This is a genomic window from Ktedonobacter robiniae (assembly GCF_016587375.1).
Taxonomy (GTDB): domain Bacteria; phylum Chloroflexota; class Ktedonobacteria; order Ktedonobacterales; family Ktedonobacteraceae; genus Ktedonobacter; species Ktedonobacter robiniae.
On record NZ_BNJG01000001.1, the window covers coordinates 2,293,523 to 2,314,446 of the forward strand.

Here is a 20,924-nt window from a genome sequence, read left to right on the forward strand (position 1 = left end):
CCAGTAGCTATTTCTCTTTACCTCCTGGATGGGGGAGGTTCAGAAATATTTGTAATATGGCAGTATAGTGGTTATCTTTTGACTCTTCAGGTTTCTGGTACTTTTTTATGACTTCTCGCGCCTACGGTGCTCGCTTGAGTAAGGGGAGTGTTAGGGCAAGGTGCCCGGAGGCCACCTTGCCCTAACACTCCCCTTACCTTATTAATCAGGTGGGAGAATATGAAAGACGGTGATAAGTAGTTCCATGATACTGTGGTAGGAGATGATGAGCAGGGCTGCGCTAGCCAGGATGATATGTATGGTGCGCCAACGACGCATAAAGCGCTGGGCCCTCTGCTGACGGTGGAGGGAGACTAGCAAGTTTGCGCGTTCCTTGAGGGCCTCGGCGGCGCGCTGGAAGTCGTGGCGCTCGCTTGAGGGGAGTGCGGTCTGGTATGACGCGCTATCGGGCGCAGATCTGGTTTGGGCCAGGTGTTCGATGCAATACCCTTTGAAGGGGGCGGACTTGCCCGCGCATAGGCGTTCAACCGTTTCCTCCAGGATGGTAATACGCTCCTTGACGCCCTGGACGATGCCTACCCCGTTGGTTGCAGCCTCGTAGGCCAGGCGGCGCGTTTGCCACTGGTCAAGCAGACGACCAGTAATGCCGCTGAGGACGAGGAAGATCAGGGCGAAGAGGGCGGCTGGCCCGGCCTTGGCCTGAATCAGGTCACCCGCGCTTTGTACGAAGTCGTGTGTGATATAGGCATAGTTTTCGTGCAGGAGTGCGACCAGGATCGTGATGATTCCCAGCCAGGTGTGCATCCAGAGCCAGTTCTGCACTTTTCCAGGCAATGCGCGCACAAAGCGTCGGCGCAGGCTATAGCTCGCGCTCAGCAGGACCAGGGCGAAGGCGCAAATGCCAAAGATGCGGAAGGGATCAAGCGCTGGTTCCGCGTCCTGTCCTTTATGGATGGCATAGGCGCTCCAGGCGAAGAGGAACAGGTAGAGTGCGCCACTTCCCAGGAGCCAGAACCACTTCCCGCGTGAAGCGGGGGCGCGCCAGAGCTTTTTATATGTCTGCTGGCCTGCCATTTTATTTGCTTGTGAGGGGGATTTGGGTAGACTGGACATGCCTTGCTCCTACTTCAAAAGAATCTCTTCGGTCGAGCCAAAGAAGGTGCGCGGATTAACACGAATGGCCGCGCCCGTGGGGCAGGCCTGGACACATGCCTGGTCGTTATAGCCAGCACAGAGATCGCATTTGACAGCAATTTTCTTACGTATCTCCTCCACCGGGTCGAGTGGAGGAGTATTGTCCAGGGGACCAGGTGTGGTCAGGACAGGCAAGAGTTTGCGTTTCTTGCTGGAGAAGAAGGCGCTAAAACTTTGCCAGAGATCGCCCTGGTGCTGTGCCTGCTGTTCTTCCAGGTCGACGATAGCGATATTGTCGTAGGGGCAGCGCTCTGCACAGATCCCGCAGCCGATGCAGCTCTCGGTAATGTAGACTTCGCCGCTGGGCAGGCGTGCAATCCCCGCGCGGCTACAGAGCATACAGACGGGGTCCTGGCACTGGCGGCAGGCGGTGGCAATGCTGATATTGCCTACTACCAGGCCGTTGCGGTTCATACGCGAATGACCATGGCGGCGCTCGCAGGCCTCCTCACATTCATTACAATGAATGCATTTAGCCAGGTCGATGACTAGCACCTCGGTCCCCTCGATGACGCCATCGTCCACCAGTGCGTGCAATCCGGCGCGAGCGGCAGCATTGGAGGTAGTGATGGCAACTGGCTGTTCCTGGCCAAATTGGAAAGGTTCAAAGATCGCGCTCTGGGCGGCCAGTTTGGCGTCATTATAGAGCTTTAGCTGCTGCTGAAAGCGCGTTTTGACCTCTGGATAGCGGCGGAAGAGGTTGAGCAGCTCACGGCGTGGAACCTCGGCCACGGTCGTGCGCGTGATTGCTGAGACTTTGACCGCGCGCTGGTCTCCCAGCATGTCAAGTCCTCCGGCGAAATAGTCGCCGTTCTGGCGATAGGCGATAATGCGCTCTTTGCGCCCCTTGCCAGGGGGAAGCTTGCGTGCTACCTTGACGAAGCCATCCAGCAGCAGGTGCAGGGTCTCGCGCTCGGGCTGGTCCTGGCTCTCTTCGTCAAAGAGTTGCTCGCCGCGCTCATAGCGGCGCGTAATGGCCTGTTCTGCCAGATGGCGTAGATCGATTGTGGCGATGCCTTGCAGTAGTGGTAGGCGCCTGAGCACGGCTTCGATAGAGCGTTCCAGATGGAGCGACTCAAAGAAGACCCTGACCTCCGGCACGATCTCCATCAGGCGCTGGACGACCTGCTCGGGAATGACGAGCAGGGCGCATTTGCCGATGGCGTAGGCGCTAGTCTGCCGTGTCTGTCCGCTGAGCATCTCATGTTCGCCGAAGTATTCGCCTCGGCGTAGGACGGCGAGGGGCAGCCCTGCCTCGCCAGGGCCTGTCGAGGAGATTTCCACGCGCCCACTCAAAATAAGCACGAGGTCGCGGCCAAACTCTCCCTCGCGCATAAGCCAGCTCCCAGGTTGTGTGATGCGCAGTTGTGAGGAATTGACCAGGTGCAGCAGGTAGTTATCAGGAATAAGCATCTCGTCGCCGAGCATTGGCTGCTCACGCAGGCGCGTAAGCAATTGTGAGACGCTCCAGCTTTTGGGCAGCATGTCGCGCACACGCTCAATATCTGCCTTGTTCTCCCAGGATGTTCCCAGGCGTTCTTTGAGTGAGAGCATCAGCAGGTCGCGATGGTTATCCACTGGACAGACGGGAACGCAGGAGCCACAGAGGACGCATTCGTCGGTGAAGCGAACGAGCAACGGCGAGAGCTCATCATCGATTGTGGCTTTATTGAGTTCAGCGATACTAATTTTTGATGAGAGGGGAACCGGGCAGGCACGCATGCAGCGATCACATCCAATACACATGTCGATCTCAAAGCGAAGCTGCTCAGGCGTCAGTGGCCGAAGGGCGCGTTGTAGCTCAGTACCTGGAACTGGCTGCACCTCTTCTGGCCGAGAGGCTTTAAATCCTTGCATCGGCTATTCCTTGCTCTCTATGTCTAGCGGCGCGCTACAACTGGCACAGAAGCGAGCCTTCTGCGTGTTCACGATGCCACAACAGCGGCAAATGACCAGGCCCGGCAGGGGGGTGGAGCGCTGGTGCGCCGCCTCTTTGTATGCTACTAGCTCTGTGAGCACCTGGAGTGCGGGTATCTTCTCGGTTTGGCCCACACTTCCCGCTGTCGCAGTGGCAAAGCGCCGCATCAGTCCTCCGGTATTTCCTTCCATGCCCATGAGTGGGATGGGGAGTTTTTCAGAGATTCCCTTTAGAGGGGCTAGAGGGGCGGTGTCGGGCCCATCATGGGTATGACACAGACAGATAAAGCGTGCGCGGCTGCCAAAGCTGATCTCTTCGTTCTCTTGAAGAAAGTGTACTGAGCGTGGCGGCATGCGGTATCCATTGATAAAAATACCGTTGGTGCTGCCCAGGTCGCGCAGGACGTAGCGCCCATCGGTGAAGAAGATCTCGGCATGCGTACGCGAGATGGTCTCCATATCCAGCAGCAGGTGGGAACCAGGCTGGCGCCCAACAAAGAGCTTTTCGCTCTTGCTCAGCCGTAAGGGCTGGATATGGGCCCACTGTGAAACGTCCGTGTCGGGGACCAGGTACCAATCGATCCTCTGTGGCTTATCTTCTGGTTTGAGCGCTGGCTTTTTATCGGTTGTAGGCAAAGGGGACACTATAACAGGCCTGGGCGGAGCACCAGGTTGTGGCTGTGGCACAGGGTCGGTATCTTTCTCAGGTGCGTCTGCCCTGGCTTTCTCGGCCAGTTTGGCCCCCAGGAGCGGCGGGGGCACACCCTGGCTATCCAGCCAGTCATTCAGGTTAAAGTCAGACAGGAAGAGACAGAACGCGATGGAACCCATTTGTACACGGTGATCGATGGCCCGTTTGAAGGCCAGAGCCTGTGCCCGATTGCCCAGCCCTAGCATCCCAATGGGAATGCCATTTTTGAGCAGGACCTTGCGATAACTGCGTGGCTCGGGGTCCGCAATGATCTCCTGGAGCCCCTGGCCTCCGCTCGGGTATGTGAGTCCTGTCGCGGCAAAGGGCAGGCCATAGAGAAAGGTGGCGTTGTAGAAGGTTTGCGCCTGGAAGGAAGGCGTATCGTGTTGTGGATTGAGCAGATTCAACATGCTATAAGCGGCGGTTCGCGCCTGTTGAATGGCAGGATACCACTGCCCCAGGACACGCATGCGCCGGGTAAGGGGGTCCTGGATCTCGACTATATCTCCTGCTGCGTAGACGTTAGGAGTGCTGGTACGCATGAAGGCGTTGACGTGTATGCCGCGTCCATGAGCGATGTTGCTCCCCTCGATGCAGTCGAGATTGGGTTCAATGCCGATAGCACAGATGAGGAGATCGCAGGGCAGGACCTCGCCCGAGGTCGTCAGGAGCGCGTGTACCCTGCCCTGGCGTCCCGTAATCTCAGCGATTTCTGTCTCGCGCCGTACCTGTACGCCATCGCGACGCTCCTGCTGCAACACCAGGTCCGAGGCCGTTTCATCCAGGACCTCTGACCAGAGCGTGCGTTTGCGGACCAGGTGCGTGACTTCATGCCCCTGCTGGCGCAGTGTCTCAATTGTTTCCAGGGCCAGGGTGCCACTGCCACAGACGATGATATGGCGCGCGCCCGGCAGATAACTCATGACCTCCTGGTAATCTTCCAGGTTACGCAGGGTTACGACGCCCTTCAGGTCGCGGCCCTGACATTGTAGGCGCGCTGGTCGCGCTCCACAGGCCAGGAGGAGGCGCGAATAGCGGAGCTTTTTCCCGCTTTTGAGTCGCACATACTGCCGCTGTGTATCCAGGCCCACTGCCGGGTCAGCGTAAAAGTGGATATTGTGCTCCTGGTAGAACGTCTCTGTGCGTGCTGGTAGCCTTGTTTCATCGAGTCTTCCCGCCAGGTAGTCCTTCAGCGCGGGACGATACAGGACCGGTTGTTCATCGTTGCTGAGCATGACGATAGCGGCCGAGGTATCCTCTTGACGTAATACCTCGGCTGCCGTAATCGCGGCAATGCCATTGCCGATGATGACATATCGCTTCCCCACCTGGTTGCTCATTACCCTTTGCCCTCTTTCAAAGCGACTATCCCCTTCCTATGGTTACCATATGGACATCCATCTGCTAACGTCATCCTTGCTTTCGTGTGCCTTGCCTCAAGCCATGGTAATAGTGCCATCGGCATTAACCATAATCTGCACCTTCTTAAGCGGCGTCATGGCGGGACCCTGAAGGACGCTAGCATTATTCGCAGGATCGAAGACTGCTGAGTGACAGGGGCAAATCAGATGTTTGCTTCCCTGGTCATACTGTACAGCGCATCCCTGGTGTGTGCAGGTTGAATCAAAGGCGACGAAGTTGGTGCTGGGCAGATGGATCAATACCCCTGGATTCTTTTGATCAGGTAAAGTAAACGTAATTGCTTGATTGATTGGGATATCTCCGGTATGCGCCAGGACTTTTCCGTTCATGGGCTTGGGAGCCTGTGTTGGTTGTGCAGCCTGTGTTGGCTTGTTCTGCGCTCGTGGAGGCTGAGTACCAGTTGCCCCGGGCTGTCCTGCCTGTGGCTTTGTGCCAGGCATCGGTGCAGTGGGAGGTGTCACATGCGCGCTGAGCATATTCACGCCCAGAGCCGCAATGGTGACCGCGGCGGCTGTCCCGCCGCCAACCGCGAACAGCGTTCGCCGCGAGATCTGCTTATGGGGCGCGCCTTCACCTGCGGGAGTCACTGGACGTGAAGCGTGCCGCTGTGCTCGGCCATGTTCGGTGTCGATTTCGTTTGCATCCCCGCTCAGGGAATGTTTGCTCGCGGCCTGTGATGTGTTTTGCATCAGCGCTGCGACCGCTGGGAGGCGCTCGGGGGCGACGACCTGGTAGTATGCCTGTAGGACCTCGCCTGGATGCCGGTAGCGCATCTGGGGTTCCTTGGCCATAGCTTTAAGTAGAAGGGCTTCTAATCCCGCAGGTGGTTCTGAGAGCCAGGCGCTTAGGGATGGTACCTCGGCATAGAGGTGCTGGCGCATGATCTCATTGCGCGAGCGACCTTGAAATGGAGGCTGGCCTGTGAGTAAACGGAAGATGATCGCTCCCAGGGCATAGATATCTGTATAGGCACCTACGGATCTACCAAGAAGCTGCTCGGGCGCGCTCGACTCGCTATCGCCTTCAAAGGTATGCTTCTCGCTCCGTACGGCGAGGCTCAACTCGCGTATGCGTAGCAGGCCAAACTCGCCTAGGAGGAGATGCCGGTTGTTATGCAGGAAAATGTTGTTGGTCGAAAGGTTACGGTGCAATACGGCGTGTTCATGGGCATACTCCAATGCAGAAATGATCTGCTCCAGGTACTGTCCCACGATGCGCAGGTCGGAGGGAACGTTGCGTGTCAGTAGGGTGCGCAAGGGTACGAGCGAGACATAGGGGTAGACCAGGAAAGGCATCCCCTGAAAATTGCCGTAATCCAGAAGAGGCAGGATGTGCGGGTGCTGTAGCTTCGCCACCTGGCTGGCCTCCTGTTGGAAGCGACCCAGGTATATCATGTGATTCTCGGGTGGAAGCGACAGTCTGGATGGATTGGCCGCGGATTCAAAATCTAGAAGGCGCAGCATGACGCTCCGTCCCTCGCGGTTGTGAGCGAGAAAGACATGGCCCCATGGATGTTCTTGTAAGACCTGTTTTAACTGGTAGTTGCCTACCATCGTCCCTGCCAATCTGGCATTGGTAAGGCTTTCAACCATTTGGCACCTCTCAATACGCATTGGTATATTCTGCTACATGAATCAATCATAGCAGAGTATAACTGAGGTTAAACAGGAACTGCACAGAAAGTATTACTCATTTCCTACAAATCAGATAGATAACTCAAAATCTTAACCTGAATATGCCAAAGGGAGAAAAAGGCAAATAATGAGAATGTGACTTCTCACCACTGCGTGGCTCGCTGGATATAAGGGTGTGGTGGTCAGGATGACTTCGCCATCCTGACCACCACACCCTTACCCCTTGTAGGGGCCATGCTTGCATGGCCTTGTGCTCGGGGTGTGAGTGTGTTGCCCTTGCGAGAAAAGGCCGAGCAAGCTCTGCTCTTACAATTTATCTGCCGTGTAGCTCGTCCTGTTGCTGGTGTAGGACTTCGTAGAGCATCAGGACAGCCGCGTTGCCGACGTTGAGCGAGTCGGCGCGTCCACGCATGGGAATGGAGACGCTCAGGTCATGGCGCGCGAACCATTCCTCTGAGACGCCTTCTCGCTCGTTGCCCATCACGATAGCTGTACGCGCGCTATAGCGCGCCTGGCGGAAGCTAATCCTGGCCTGGGGGCTGGTCGTGACGACCTGGTAGCCATGGCGCTTGAGCCAGGCATAGGTCGTCTCTACATCGCTCTCGACGATAGGTAGCGCGAAGAGCGAACCCATACTGGCGCGAACCAGTTTGGGATGCGTCAGGCGCTGGCGGCTCTGTGTAATGATAATCCCATGAGCGCCTGCGCCATCGGCACTGCGAATAACCGTGCCAATATTCCCAGGAATTTGCAGCCCATCCAGGATGAGGAGCGTCCCTTTTTGGCGCGGTTGGAGGTGAGACAAGTCGTACCGCCGCAGGCGCACCATGGCTGCCAGTCCATCGGGACCCTCCCAATCGACCATGCTGCCTAAGACCTTCTCGCTGACCTGGTAGAGGTGCACCTTGCGCGTGATGGCTAGTTCTATGAGAGCCATGCCATCGCTTCCTCGTAGTCGTTCAGGGCAGACAAAGAGACAAGAAAGTTCTAAGCCAGCCTCCACCGCTGCCTGGATTGGCCCTAGCCCTTCGAGGGTTATCAGGTGCTCTGGATTGTGCTTTGTGTTATTTTTCAAGGCCAGGTACTGGCGTACATGTATATTATGTTGCCCGGCGGGCATAATCTGGTGCATATCCAGCATAGCAACCTCCTGTTACTGGCCTGCCTCTGAGAAGAGAGGCGAGCCATTCTGTATCTGTCGTACTAACTAGAGTTCTTATAGGTCTCTTGCTCCCGGCAATCAGTGACCAGGAGCAGACTCAGTTTGTTTGTAGTCAGCGTCCAGGCGCAGGGTGGACGTGCTCCAAATGGTGTGCCGCGCATACAGAAAAGACTCAGATATAACATGGTGTCTATCTCCTTGCCAAAAACGCAGAGAAGCCGTGAAGAGTGGCTAAACGTCGCCACTCTTCACGGCTTCTTTTCTGATTAGACGAGGGAAGCGCTATCGCCCCTCTTCTTGCCTTTCAAGTCAAAAAAGGCAACAAAAAAACCGTGGCACTGACCATCTATGGCCCCACGGTAGGTACTGTTCGAGCTTCGCGTCTTTAAAGAAATTTCCCGCTTAACTCAGGTCGTGTTTCGTCCTCCTGAAAAAGGGCATAGTATGGCCTTGGGCGACGGAATGGACCTCGCCATATTTGCGAACTGTACAGCAGTTGCTCAAAGGCAATAGTGTCCAGGTCGCGTTTGCCATACTCCGGAAGGACATAGAAACGTCTCTCTTTTCCTGAATAGCATAAACAATATCTACTGCAAGCGTAACATGCTAATTATGACTTGTCAAGCGGGAACAGACATTCAAGAGTAAAAGATATGTGTATGAAGAATGGAGCGAAGCTCCATTCTTCATACACATATCTCCTATTCAGAGCGTTTGACGATAAGGGCCAGGCAGGCGGTAAAGCTGTGTAGGAAGGGGCGGTCGCCAACTGGCCCAATTTCACCATTGCAGAAGAGGCCGATAGTGGGCAGGGGTCCCAGGATCTCTTCAACCATGCCCGCATCGTGATTGGGGGTGGAAAACAGGCTTTCGCCGCGCCCGTTACAGGTGCAGAGGATGCCACTGACGACCTGATATGCCTCGGCTTTCTTGAGGCGGTAATGGAGCTTATTAAGGAGTTCGCGCAGGTCTAAGTCCGCGGTCTCTGAATCGCGCATCTGGAATTGGATGGTCTGGCCGACGCGTGGTTGCGCGCCGATTGCCAGCGCCTTGTTGCGCCGGTCGACGCCGAGTAGATTGCGTATTAAGAAGCTGCCACGCCCAAAGCGCTCGCTGTACTCATCCGCGGCCAGCCCAACCAGCAACAGGTTTCTCTGGGCGCGGATCTGCGCGGCGGGCGAGAGTTTCTGAAAGGTGTCTACGAGCATGTCATAGGCTGGCCGGTTAGAGATGGTTTCGATCAGGCCATTATCCTGTACTTTAGTGATTGTCCAGGGTTCACCAATAGGTTCGCAGCCCTGAGAGACGATTGAGAGAATCTTGTAGGGGCCGCCAATTGCCAGGCCAATGCCACCATCGGTATAGACGGTATCGTTAAAGAAGAAATAGCAGGGCGAGTCTTGCATGTCGTTTGAGGCCAGGCCACCCATCATAGGTACCTGGGGATAGGCCCTGGCCAACGCGTCAATAAGAGACTCACTATTGAGATGGAAAGGATCGAGGAAGAGGAGCCAGCCATTCACGTCATCGAGCGGCACATCGAGGAGGGTTCGTAACTCTTCAGGGGTATTAAACATCTCTACAATGTCTGGTGGCAAGCGAGTCGCGTGGAGCGTGGCTCCTGGCAGTGACATCGTCATGAGCGAGAGTGCTGGCACATCCTCCAATTCCATCCCTGTCCCTATAATACCCTGGCCCGAGCATCCCAGTACAATTGAGGCACCTGTTTCCTTTTTGATGATACGCAACATCTCCGGGAAATGTTCCTCATATTCGCCACTGGCAAAGAGTAAGGCTACATCGGCCTGGATATCGCATGTCTGCGTGAGTGCCTGGAAGAGGGCCTGGTCCCAAATCTCATCAGCTACAACGGCTTCCCTGGCGACTGGCATACCTGACTTCATAGTTCTCATTCTTCCTCATAAGTGAAAAAGATGTATCCCGCTAACTCGTTCCAAAGTTAGTATCGCACACGATTACGCCTAATAGCAATGAACACTATGAAGACACGAGAAAGCCCTCATTGTCTCTCGTCTTACAATGAGGGCTTTCTCGTCATATTTATCAGGTAGGAAGTGGTGAGCCTTTATGCTGGGAGTATAGCATGTTTCTTATAACTCATGTGTTAAAAAGGCATTAATATTTTTGCTTCCTATTGTTCTTCTGTGTCTTTCTTTTGTTCAGCTTTACGCGCCTCTTCCTGATCCTGTACATGCCTGGGGGCACGCGAGGTCATGGGATCAATAATGTTTTGGTTGGTGCCTTGCCCGCCCGAGGTATGGGGATCACGGTCTCCCATGCTGGTTTGGGGTTGGTCGGGTGTACGACCACCAATGCTCTGGCTGGCTTGTTGATCAACAGCGTTGATATTGGCCGCAGTACTTCCAGAGCGATTATCAGCCGTAGTACCACTACCGCGCTCACGCTGTTCCTCTTCAATGGCTCGACCGCCTGTGGCTCCTCCTTCAGGTGTCCCCATGCCACCGCGTGCATTTCCAGAGCCACCCGCGGCACTATCGGGAATCATTCCTCCTCCAGCCGTTCCTAGATCGCGCGCGTTGCCTGTGCTGGTTTGTCCAGCCACTTCTTTGCGCTGGGAGGCTACCAGTTGCTCATATTGCGTAGCTTCTTCCTGGCGCTGTTGTTCACCTGGCTGAGGCGTATTATAGTCTGGCATGGCTTGTTCTCTCCTTTTACTCGCTTACCCTGGCTTGTCCTGACCAGCACTGACTAGTAATTGGTGACACATCTATATATGTACGCTTTGTACACGTGCCAGCGGTAGGCAAGGTGACTCACCTGGCAAAGCAAGAACCTCTGTTCCCCAATTGCTCTAGAATATGGTATTACATAGAGAAGATGCTTATGCGTTTGCTGGAGTTGTAGTAATTAGAAATTAGAGATCAGAAACCAGAAAAGTGAGGCGTATATGGTTCCACCCAGGCATATGATTACCTTTGCGACTGATGGTATTCTCTTTGTATATCGTGTGGGGGGTGTTATTCTCCATAATGGTCGTGTTCTCTGTCAGCGCGCCGCCCGGACCACTCCCCCTTACTGGTTTCTCCCAGGTGGGCGTGCGGAACTGCTTGAATCTGCTGCCACAACGCTCCAGCGTGAGGTTGAGGAAGAATTGGACCTGACGCCAACGATTGTGCGTCCCCTGGCGATCATAGAGAACTTTTTTGGGCAACAGCCCAGGGCAACACATGAAATAGGTCTCTACTTCTTGCTCGGCTTTCCTGAAGACGCATATATCTATCAACAATCGTCGCTAGCCTTGCGCGATAAAGACGGCTCTCGTGCCTCCTCAAATGAGGAGCTACTCTACTTCGATTGGCTACCCCTGGAGGAGATAGAGCGTGCTCCACTCTATCCACGAGCCTTGCATACACTTTTAAAAAATCTCCCAGAGCACTTTCAGCATATTGTCTCCCAATGAACAATGTTTTTTGGTAGAGGTGTGGTGAGCCTGAGTGCCGCATACGCTGGCACTCAGGCTCACCACACCTCTACCAAAAAAATACTTATCTATTTTGCGCAACTTCGCGTTGAAAAGCTTCTGTGCTCTTTTTTCCTACTTGACGGATCATACGTAAATTACATACAATCAGGCTGAGAGAAACATGGTATTTGTTAGCAGTGTAATACATAGCTAGCACACAGAGGAGGTTCTGGTGACTTCACAGGCTGGAGAAGAATGGCTGAGCTTGCGCGAGGCTGCAGAGATGCTTGGCATGCACCCCGCCACCGTACGCCTGTGGGCTGATCGGAATGAACTTCCATCTCGTCGTACCAGTGGCGGACACCGGCGCTTTCGGCGTACTGATATTGAGGCGCGCCTACGTCAGGAGAGCGAGCTGAAGCCTAATGTCGCCTCACAGATGCTTATTCAGAACTTGATCGGGCGGGTCCGCCTCGATTTTACCGCCGGTACCCTTGGCCGGTTCTCCTGGTATCAGCATTTTAATGAGTCCGCGCTGAATGCCTATCGCATGTTGGGGCGTCGCGCACTAGATTTACTCTTGCGCGGTCTGAACGATCCTGCTCATAAGGAAGATCTGCGCCAGGAGGCCATCCAACTGGGGACCGAGTATGGCACAGTGACGCGCAAGGCTCACGTCCCAGTGGCGGACGCGGTGCGTGCCTTCCTCTATTTTCGTACCATTATGGATGAAGCGGTGCTGCAACTTGCCGAGGTGCGCGGTGCGCGCGAACAGGATATTCCCTGGCTGGAGAGCCTGTACCAGATTCAAACCATCACCAACGAAATCCTTCCCGCGCTGATCGAGGCTGCGGTCACGCCAGAGTCGCTCTCTTTATGAAAAAATAGCTATTTTTGATAGTGATAGCGGGTACTATAGTATGCCCCTTTATGTCAGGTGTCACATTTCTTCCACTGTTGCGTCTTACTTAATAAGGGGGGCTTTGTTTTGTGCTGGCCAGAAGAGCTTTTTGCGCGCTTTTGCACCCTTCCTCCTGTATATATTCTCAAAGTTAAAAATAGTTATCACCTGAAAAGATATTATTAATTCTGAACCTCCTTGTTTACTGTGTATTTTTTTCGCAGCTACGTGCGGATACTTTCTCTATTCTGTTATCTGCATCTAAGGGGTAATATCAGGGGAGCATAGAATGTCACCAGATCAAAGAAAAAAGGAAACCAGCTCTGAGCGGTCTCCGGTTTCATCAGAAGCGATGGAGCAAGGACTGCCCGCCTCACCATTGGAAGAGCAGACGCAAGAACAGCGGGAAAATAACTCTGAACAGAAAATAGAGCAGGCTTCTCAAGAAGCCTCTCCCCGTTTAGAAGACTCAGAAGACTCTGACATCGATGATGATGACGCTCCAACCGTTCCTGGCTTACCCGCAATTGGCCGTGTGCCCAGGTCCACTACTCCTGACGTTACCTCGCCTGCCCATAAAGAGGAGCCCGACGCTGCTAGCTCTACTAACGTGAGTGAAAAGGCTGTGGCTGCATCAGAGAAGCATTCCCAGCCGAAGCCGCAAGCGGAGGTTTCCGCCTTGCTTGCTAATACAGATGAGCCACAGGCAGCCGAATCCGAGGAAGAAAGCCCATCGCAGGAGTCGGCCCCGTCTGATGATGATGCTGAACAGGATATCCCAACTGTGCGTATCTCGCCAGCAACCATACAAGAGGCGACGTCACCAGAAGCGCCACTGGCGAACGAGAGCGAGGAGCATCCAGCCGCGCAGGCTGAGGAGCAGGCAGCTTCTGCCTCCGCTCCAGAAGAGCAATCGGGGCCTGCTGAACCGAAAGCGACACCTGGTATTGCTCCTGTACGCCGTCCCAGGGCAGAGACCTTTATTTCTACGCGGCAGCAACGGGCTGTGCGTGCTTTTGAGAAGCGCCAGTCTCGCAATCAACCTGCAACGACGAACAGCGAACCCAAAGGGACATCACCCGCGGAGCAGCCCCAAAACGACCCATCCGGTCCAGATATCGCAGACGCACCCACTCGCGAGCTCACGGCGCCAGAATCCTCGGCGAAGCCAGCTAATCCGCCTAAACCTGCTATGCCGGTCTCGGTACCACGTCGCCCGGGCGCTGGCGCCTCCAGGCGCAGCGACAAAAAGAAGTCAGAAGCGCCCGTTCCCCTTTCCAATAAAGTGAGCGCAAGCGAGTCACAGGGGGCAGAGGCTCAGCCTGGAGCCGTAAATGGGCAGAAGATTGCGGTAGCCCAGCGAGAGGCCCATATAGATGAGGCTCTTGGACAGGAAGCCTCGCTTTCGCCTGAGGAAGTAATTACTGCCTCTATGGTAGGCTTGCCGGATGAAGAGTTGGCGCAAGAGTACCGCAGACACCTCGCGCGCCGCCATCATCGCAAGATATTACGCGTGGCGCGCTGGCACATTCGGCGTAATCATTTGCAGAAAAAGCAGACCCGCAACAATGTCCTGGTCGGAGCTTTCTCCGTCCTGATGGTCCTGTTGATTGTCTTCCTGGCCCTGAGCGGTACGGGAGCGTACTTTGGCTATCGTTTCTACAGCGATACCCAGGGACGTTACCTGGGGCGCGTGCTTAGCCTGCACGAGCTTTTGCCCAAGGATAATCTGAAGGTCTACGATAGCAAAGGGACATTACTGGGGCAGCTAGCTGATAATGGTGTGCATACATCGGTGAAATTGAAAGATATCTCGCCCGACCTGGTAAATGCGACCATCGCGGTTGAGGATAAAAACTTCTGGACGAATCCTGGAGTAGACGTTGCACGTATCCTTCAGGCCGCGCTTGATAACCTGAAGAGTGGGCACGTCGTCGAGGGCGGCAGTACAATTACGCAGCAGTTGATCAAGAAGCTGGTTGTGGGTGACAAGGTAGACAATGTGCGTAAGCTTGAAGAGATCATCCTGACGCCCCAGGTCAATGACGTCTACACCAAACAAGATATCATGGAGATGTATCTCAACACCATCTACTATGGGTCTCAGGCCTATGGTATCGATGCCGCCGCGAATATGTACTTTGGTTTGCAGGATAAACCAGGTTTACCAGCCTCAAAGCAGCTCGACCTGGCCCAGGCAGCGATGCTTGCTGGCCTACCTCAGAACGGCGATTACTATAATCCCTGGAACTATCGCGCGCGCGCGACGGACCGTATGCATCTAGTGCTGGACTTGATGGTAAGCCAGAAAAACATCACCAAGGCCCAGGAGAGTGCCGCGCTGAAGGAGGCCGGGCAGAAGGATTTCTTCAAACATTCGCCAGATATGGGCCTGCTCGCGCCCCACTTCTTTTACTTTGTGCTCAGCCAGTTGCAAAGCATGACGCATATGAGTAAGGAGCAGCTCTCGCGCTCTGACATGAAGGTCACAACCACGCTGGATATTGCTCTACAAAATAAGATCCAGAAGGTAATGACGGATCATACCGATGAATTGCATACGTATGGTATCTCCAACGCCGCCGAGGTGCTTATGGACCAGCACACTGGCGCGATCATCTCGTTGCTGGGGAGCCTGGACTACAACAATAACTCTATTGGCGGCAAGTTTGACGTCGCGACGCAGGGCTGGCGCCAGCCTGGCTCATCCTTCAAGCCCTATGTCTATGCCCTGGCGATGCAATCGAAAGGGACCTCGCCTGCACAGGCGGTGAACGATGTCCAGACACGCTTCCCCACGCCAGGGGCTGAAGACCCATACTGGGAGCCTAAGAACTATGATCTGAAGTATCATGGTCCGATGACGCTACGTTGTGCTTTACAGAACTCGCTCAATATTCCAGCCGTACGCGTGCTCCAGCAGGTTGGAATCAATAATGCCGTGGATAAGGCCAAAGATATGGATCTCTCCTATGAGGGAACACCTGGCCTCTCGATGGTTCTGGGTGGCTTGAGCGTTCACCTGCTTGACCATGTCTCGGCCTTTGGTTCCTTTGGCAATAACGGAGTCCATGTGCCCTACTACGCCGTACAAAAGATAGAGTACGTGAGCACCGGCAAGGTCATCGAGCACCAGCAGACTAAGGGTAAGCAAGTCTTTAGTCCCCAGACGGCGTATATGATCTCGAATGTGCTCAGTGACAATCAGAGCCGCCTACCCGAGTTCTTTGATTGCAATCAGTTGCAGTTGTATTCGAACTCAGAGCAGTCATGCTATGCGGGAGATCGTGGGGCAGTCCGTCCTGCCGCCGCGAAAACCGGTACCACCAACGACTTTCGTGACAATTGGACGCTTGGCTATACCACTGACTATGTCATGGGGGTATGGGCAGGCAACAACGATAACTCACCGATGTCTGATGGCACAACGGGTGTTGTTGGTGCCGCGCCAATCTGGCACGATGCGATGTTGCTTGCTGAGAAAGGGAAACCCATTCGCGACTTCTCGGTTCCGGGTGGCCTGGTGCGGACCACGGCGACAATTGATGGTATTACGTCGACCGACTGGTTCTACTCCGATAAGGTGCCTAGTGGCTATGACTCGACCAATGGTCAGTCCTGGAGTCCACAGTCTCTGCTACAGGATCCCACGGATAACAACCAGAATCCGCCGCCTGGAGGCGATAAAAACAAAGATAAGGGTAAGACCAAGTATCCGCCTTACTGTCCGAGCTTCTCGTATACTGGCAACCCTGGCGCTGGTGGTTGGTAGGACCTATAGCGTTGAGTTCTGGAGGTGCGCAGCCAGTCATGGCCGCATCTCCCAGGGCTCATATCCTTTGACTGCAAGCAGCTGAGTTAAAACAGGATTATTATATCTAATTGTACTGTTACGCGCTGGAGGCGTTACCACCCTTTTTGCGTTCCGTTAAAATAGACAGTCTGCTGTACTCTATTTTTTGTGAAGTTGCTCACATTTTTTTGCACGTGCCAAAAATATCCTTATTTTGTCGTTGCACATCCGACTGCTCAGAAGTTAGAATAAGTGTGGGAAAGAGGGGATGGGCTGGGTATTCATTGCTACAAATCGCAAGGTACAGAGTATATCTATCTTTTTTAGCGACTCTATCTGTATGGTAAAAGAGTAATGCGAAATTTTTATTGTTCCTGCTACAGGTCTTTTCTCAACCTGTCCGCAAAATTTGACTTATCACCAACCCAGTATATAAATAGAAAGATTAAATAGAAAGAGGTTGCATTATGCAGGATGAGCAGCAGCGCCCTGAGCGAGCGCAAGCTTCAGCGACAACCTCGCAAGAAGCTTTGCATTCTACGCTGACTGCGGCTAATGAGCCTACCCAAGCATCCGTTCAAGCCCAAGCTCCAGGTAATGAAGAGCGCAAAGGTCTGGTTGCTACCGCGGATGCACAGGTCGTAGACGCCGATGATGATCCAGGCAAAACCGCGAAAATGCGGGTGATCCTTCCCGCGAAGCTGCCCGCGCATTCCAGGGCTGCCGCCGCGCAACGCCTGAGTAATCTCCCACTCAAGGCGCCCCGTGGTGTTTACTATCCAGTGGCGCATTTGCTTCCCCTTGCACCAGGCTGGCGTACCAGGCGCCATATTAAACGCAAGGGGTTGCGCGAGAGTAATGCGCGCTTTAATGAAGCCGAGCGCAAAGGATCGCGCTGGGGCTTTATGCCGCTGGCCATCATTTTTATGGCTTTTCTGGTTGTTGCCGCCTCTTCTATTACCCTGTATACGGCTCTCTATAATTCAACTGAGCAGCTCTATGGGAGTAAGGTAACGACGCTACAGGATATCTTACCTAAAGATAATCTGAAAATGTATGACGATCAGGGGCAGATGATCTATCAGATGATTGATAATGGTGTGCAAACATCTGTTCCCTATTCGCAGCTCTCGCCTACGCTTATGCATGCGACCATTGCCATTGAAGATCAGTATTTCTGGTCGAATCCAGGATATGATATCACTGGTATTGTGCGCGCGGCACTTGATGACATCACGGCTCATGACACGGTCTCAGGTGCCAGTACGATTACGCAGCAGTTGATCAAAAATACGATCCTTGGTCAGCAACGGACGGCTATCCGTAAATTGCAAGAGATCTTGCTGGCACCAGACGTAACACGCCAATATACTAAAGAGCAGATCATCACTATGTATCTCAACACGATTTACTATGGTGATCAAGCCTATGGTGCAGATGCGGCCGCACAGATCTACTTTGGCCTGGAGGATAAGCCGAATATGCCAGCGGTCAAGCAGCTTGACCTGGCTCAGTCCGCTATGCTGGCTGGTCTCCCTCAGAACGGCGACTATTATAATCCATGGCTGCATAGAGATCGTGCGCTTAACCGTATGAAAGATGTTCTGCATAATATGAATGTGCAGAACTATATCACCCACGCCCAGGAGCTACAGGCGATTGCCGAGGCCGAGCAACAGGATTTCCTCAAGCCAATGCAGGTGCATAATGACCTGGCTGTGCACTACTCTGCCTATACCCTGCGCGAGTTAATGGACAAGCTGCATTTAAAGGCTGGTGACCTCTCACGTTCCGGGCTTATGGTCTCGACGGCGCTCGATCTGGCCAAGCAGAACCAGGTGTTGAAGATCGCGCAGAAGCATATCGCCGAGAATGCCAAAATCCATAATATGTCTAACTCGGCTGTGGTGGTGATGAACCCCCATGATGGCTCACTATTGACCCTGGTAGGCAACATTAATCCCAATGATCCCAAGTCGGGAGCCTTTGACGTGGCCAGCCAGGGCTTACGCCAGCCGGGTTCATCTTTCAAGCCTTTCATCTATGCGACCGCCTTTAATAAGGGCGTCAGTCCAGGCGATCATGTACAGGATGGTCCGCTGACGATTAACATGTGTTGTGGACTGCCAGCCTATCGGCCGACGAACTACGACATGAAGTATCACGGCAATATTACCTATCGCTATGCTTTGCAGAACTCATTCAATATTCCTGCCGTCAAGCTGCTGATGCAGACGGGGGTTGATCCCGCTCTACAGATGGCGCTTAACCTGGGAATTACAACGTATGCAGGTGTGCCAAACTACACGATGGTGCTTGGTTCGCTGAGCGTTCATCTGACGGACATGGTCTCGGCCTATAGCACATTTGGCAATAGTGGTAAGCATGTCACGCCGCATGCGATTACTGAGGTGCGCGACTCACTGGGCAAGGTGGTGTATCGTCCCGATATGAACGCCAAGCGTGTGATTAGCCCGCAACTGGCATACCTGATGGCAAATGTGCTTAGCGATAACAATTCGCGAACGTTCGAGTTTGGTAAGTGTAGCGTGCTCTACCTGTACTCAACTTCGCAGTCGCAGTGTTACGCTGGTAATCCCGGCCCCATTCGTCCCGCGGCTGTGAAAACCGGTACCTCCAATGACTTCCGCGATAACTGGACCGTTGGCTGGACGACCGACTACACAGTTGGCGTGTGGTCTGGTAACAACGATAACTCGCCGATGTTCAATGTCACTGGTGTTGATGGTGCCGCGCCTATCTGGCACGATACCATGCAGCTCTTTGAGCAGGGCCACCCCATTCGGAACTTTACAAATCCCGGTGGCCTCGCGCGCCGTGGTAATGACTGGTATATCCCTCAAAAGTAAACACTAAGAATTTAGTGTATACGAAAAAGGTCACGGTTCCCGGCATGCCAGGAACCGTGACCTTTTTACGTGTTATGCTTACGAGTTGATGGTCACACCCAGGCGCTCCAGCAGGCGCCGGCTGACCTCTGCCCGGTGCTTGCGTGGCATGCGAGCGGGATGGCTGTGGGAGTCGGAGCCAGTACTCTGTAGCAGATTGTGCTTGCGCACATACTCTTCGTACATGGCAACGGCCTCAGGGCTATGGTAGGGATGGTAGACCTCGATGCCATCTAAGGGAATCTCGGCGCGCAGGCGGTCCAGCAGCTCAGTGTCATAGAACGTAAAGCCACTCTCCTTGCGTCCTGGATGGGCGATCAAGCAAACCGCGTTACTCTTATGGGCTGCCTCAACGGCCTCTGCCATATCAGCCATAATGCTGACAAAGCCAGCCTGTTCGATCATACGCAGACCAGTCATACGGTCGGGCGCGTAGCCATGTTCTATGAGGAGGGTAATGTTGTCCGAAGGACGGAAAAGTTTGCCGCCATGCTCTGCCAGGGCCTCGGTCTCGCGGGGAAAGGTGTAGCCCTTGCTTACCAGTGCATCATGCACCTGGTGCGTGTTCTCCAGTTGCATGCGCGCCACCTTCTCTGTAACCTCTTGCACTGCGTTCTGCGCCGGATCGAAACCGTAGCAGAGCATATGGGCCATGTACCCATTCCACTTACAGGTGATCTCTACTCCAGGCAACACAGGAAGCCCCTTGCTTGCCGCCAGCTCTCGAATTTCAGCCACTTTATCGACACGGTCATGATCAGTGACCGCAACCAGGTCAAATTTCTCCTCAACCAGGTAGTTAATTAACTGTTCGGCGGGCCAGCGCCCGTCGCTATACGTAGTATGCATATGCAGGTCTACAGCCGCCCCAGGGGATAAAACGAGATTCTGTGTTGCCAACAGCCTCTGCTCCTTTACTTACTGCCAAAAACTTTAAGGAGGAAGATACCCTCCTCATGCCATACTGTTCATCGCTTTCATAGTATCACACTTGCTCGCTTGTGAATTGCGACAAATTCGCGACAGATACGCGATAAAGCTTTGACATTTGCACCGTATTATTGCTTTCAGAAGAGAGCGCAACATCATCGAGCAAGGAAAGGGTCATAAGCAGTATGCTATACGATCTATTGAAGCGCTGTACAAGCATCTTCTTCAATCTCTTGAACTGGCTGCTGGGCGGTAAGTTGCCGCCCTTCTGTAGCGCGGTAGTTGTAGTTGAGGAGCAGGGACGCTACCTGGTTGTTCAGCTTCCCGGCCAGCGAACAGTCTTTCCCGGCGGTTTTATGAACTGGCGTGAGACGCCGCAACAGGGTGCGCAGCGCGAGGGTCTGGAGGAGACTGGCCTGCACCTGGAAATTGGTGATATGGTTGGTTGCTATACGCTCACAAGTGATAGCTGGACCAACATGAGCAATCTGAGCTTTGTCTTCCAGGCACGAGTAACCGGTGGCGAATTGCGCGATAACATCGAGGGGCGCCCCTGCTGGTTGAGCGAGGATGAGCTCTACGCGCAACTCAATGAACACGGACGGCGCATTCTCGCCGATTATCAGCGCCAGCGTGCCGGTCGTCAGTTTTCGCTAGTCTCCACTTCTGTTACACCTAAAGCTGCTCCCATGGCCTCCTGAAATGGAAGCCATGGGGAGCTTTCTCCATATATCTCAGCCTCTTCCTGTAGTCTTCCCCTGAGTACCATGCCTGTCCCCCTGCGAGCACAACTGTGATACAATAGCCTGGACCCCGAAATAGACCTGGAAAAATCATATCTTTCTTCCTCCCGGCCCTCTCGCAGGGTACACAAACCTATAGAACTAATGGTCCGGCTAGCTAGATAGCTGACGACTTGAAGCCTG

14 protein-coding genes are annotated in these 20,924 nt (G+C 54.0%); 5 read left to right on the forward strand and 9 right to left on the reverse strand.

Features of this window, described 5'->3' with window-relative positions; genetic code table 11:
• Positions 1 to 201: 201 nt before the first annotated feature.
• The 8 genes from JMJ04_RS09560 to JMJ04_RS09595 form a co-directional block, all read right to left on the reverse strand.
• Entirely contained in the window at positions 202 to 1,113 is a 912-nt protein-coding gene (locus tag JMJ04_RS09560; protein ID WP_201370296.1) for a ferric reductase-like transmembrane domain-containing protein, read from the reverse strand.
• A 9-nt stretch (positions 1,114 to 1,122) separates the two neighbouring features.
• Positions 1,123 to 3,051, reverse strand: a complete 1,929-nt coding sequence (locus tag JMJ04_RS09565) for a cyclic nucleotide-binding domain-containing protein (RefSeq protein WP_201370297.1) — start codon at positions 3,049 to 3,051, stop codon at positions 1,123 to 1,125.
• 3 nt (positions 3,052 to 3,054) lie between these two features.
• A complete protein-coding gene (locus JMJ04_RS09570; RefSeq protein ID WP_201370298.1) occupies positions 3,055 to 5,142 on the reverse strand; it encodes an FAD-dependent oxidoreductase in 2,088 nt (695 codons plus the stop codon).
• 96 nt (positions 5,143 to 5,238) lie between these two features.
• Positions 5,239 to 6,816, reverse strand: coding sequence for a protein kinase domain-containing protein (locus JMJ04_RS09575; RefSeq protein WP_201370299.1), 1,578 nt, complete (start codon positions 6,814 to 6,816; stop codon positions 5,239 to 5,241).
• A gap of 355 nt (positions 6,817 to 7,171) precedes the next feature.
• Positions 7,172 to 7,999, reverse strand: coding sequence for a TrmH family RNA methyltransferase (locus JMJ04_RS09580; RefSeq protein WP_201370300.1), 828 nt, complete (start codon positions 7,997 to 7,999; stop codon positions 7,172 to 7,174).
• Positions 8,000 to 8,061: 62 nt separating this feature from the next.
• The gene (locus JMJ04_RS09585) at positions 8,062 to 8,205 is read right to left on the reverse strand and encodes a hypothetical protein (RefSeq protein WP_201370301.1); all 144 of its coding nucleotides are present in this window, start codon (positions 8,203 to 8,205) and stop codon (positions 8,062 to 8,064) included.
• Between the two features lie 516 nt (positions 8,206 to 8,721).
• On the reverse strand, positions 8,722 to 9,924 hold the full coding sequence (locus JMJ04_RS09590; RefSeq protein ID WP_201370302.1) for an FIST signal transduction protein: 1,203 nt from the start codon (positions 9,922 to 9,924) through the stop codon (positions 8,722 to 8,724).
• A 248-nt stretch (positions 9,925 to 10,172) separates the two neighbouring features.
• Entirely contained in the window at positions 10,173 to 10,697 is a 525-nt protein-coding gene (locus tag JMJ04_RS09595) for a hypothetical protein (RefSeq protein WP_201370303.1), read from the reverse strand.
• A 252-nt stretch (positions 10,698 to 10,949) separates the two neighbouring features.
• Here JMJ04_RS09595 and JMJ04_RS09600 point away from each other — a divergent pair, with 252 nt between their 5' ends.
• The 4 genes from JMJ04_RS09600 (at position 10,950) to JMJ04_RS09615 (ending at position 19,029) form a co-directional block, all read left to right on the forward strand.
• On the forward strand, positions 10,950 to 11,462 hold the full coding sequence (locus tag JMJ04_RS09600; RefSeq protein WP_201370304.1) for an NUDIX hydrolase: 513 nt from the start codon (positions 10,950 to 10,952) through the stop codon (positions 11,460 to 11,462).
• 235 nt (positions 11,463 to 11,697) lie between these two features.
• The gene (locus JMJ04_RS09605; RefSeq protein WP_007913343.1) at positions 11,698 to 12,345 is read left to right on the forward strand and encodes a MerR family transcriptional regulator; all 648 of its coding nucleotides are present in this window, start codon (positions 11,698 to 11,700) and stop codon (positions 12,343 to 12,345) included.
• A gap of 310 nt (positions 12,346 to 12,655) precedes the next feature.
• Positions 12,656 to 16,138 carry a transglycosylase domain-containing protein gene (locus tag JMJ04_RS09610; protein ID WP_201370305.1) on the forward strand — a complete coding sequence of 1,161 codons (3,483 nt, stop codon included), beginning with the start codon at positions 12,656 to 12,658 and terminating at the stop codon, positions 16,136 to 16,138.
• 488 nt (positions 16,139 to 16,626) lie between these two features.
• Positions 16,627 to 19,029, forward strand: coding sequence for a transglycosylase domain-containing protein (locus JMJ04_RS09615; protein WP_201370306.1), 2,403 nt, complete (start codon positions 16,627 to 16,629; stop codon positions 19,027 to 19,029).
• A gap of 78 nt (positions 19,030 to 19,107) precedes the next feature.
• Here JMJ04_RS09615 and JMJ04_RS09620 read toward each other — a convergent pair whose 3' ends face one another.
• Positions 19,108 to 19,968: a PHP domain-containing protein gene (locus tag JMJ04_RS09620; RefSeq protein ID WP_201370307.1), complete on the reverse strand. Its 861-nt coding sequence runs from the start codon at positions 19,966 to 19,968 to the stop codon at positions 19,108 to 19,110.
• A gap of 215 nt (positions 19,969 to 20,183) precedes the next feature.
• Between JMJ04_RS09620 and JMJ04_RS09625 the strand changes: the two genes are divergently transcribed.
• Complete coding sequence (locus tag JMJ04_RS09625) at positions 20,184 to 20,699, forward strand: NUDIX hydrolase (RefSeq protein ID WP_201370308.1); 516 nt, start codon at positions 20,184 to 20,186, stop codon at positions 20,697 to 20,699.
• Positions 20,700 to 20,924: the final 225 nt, after the last annotated feature.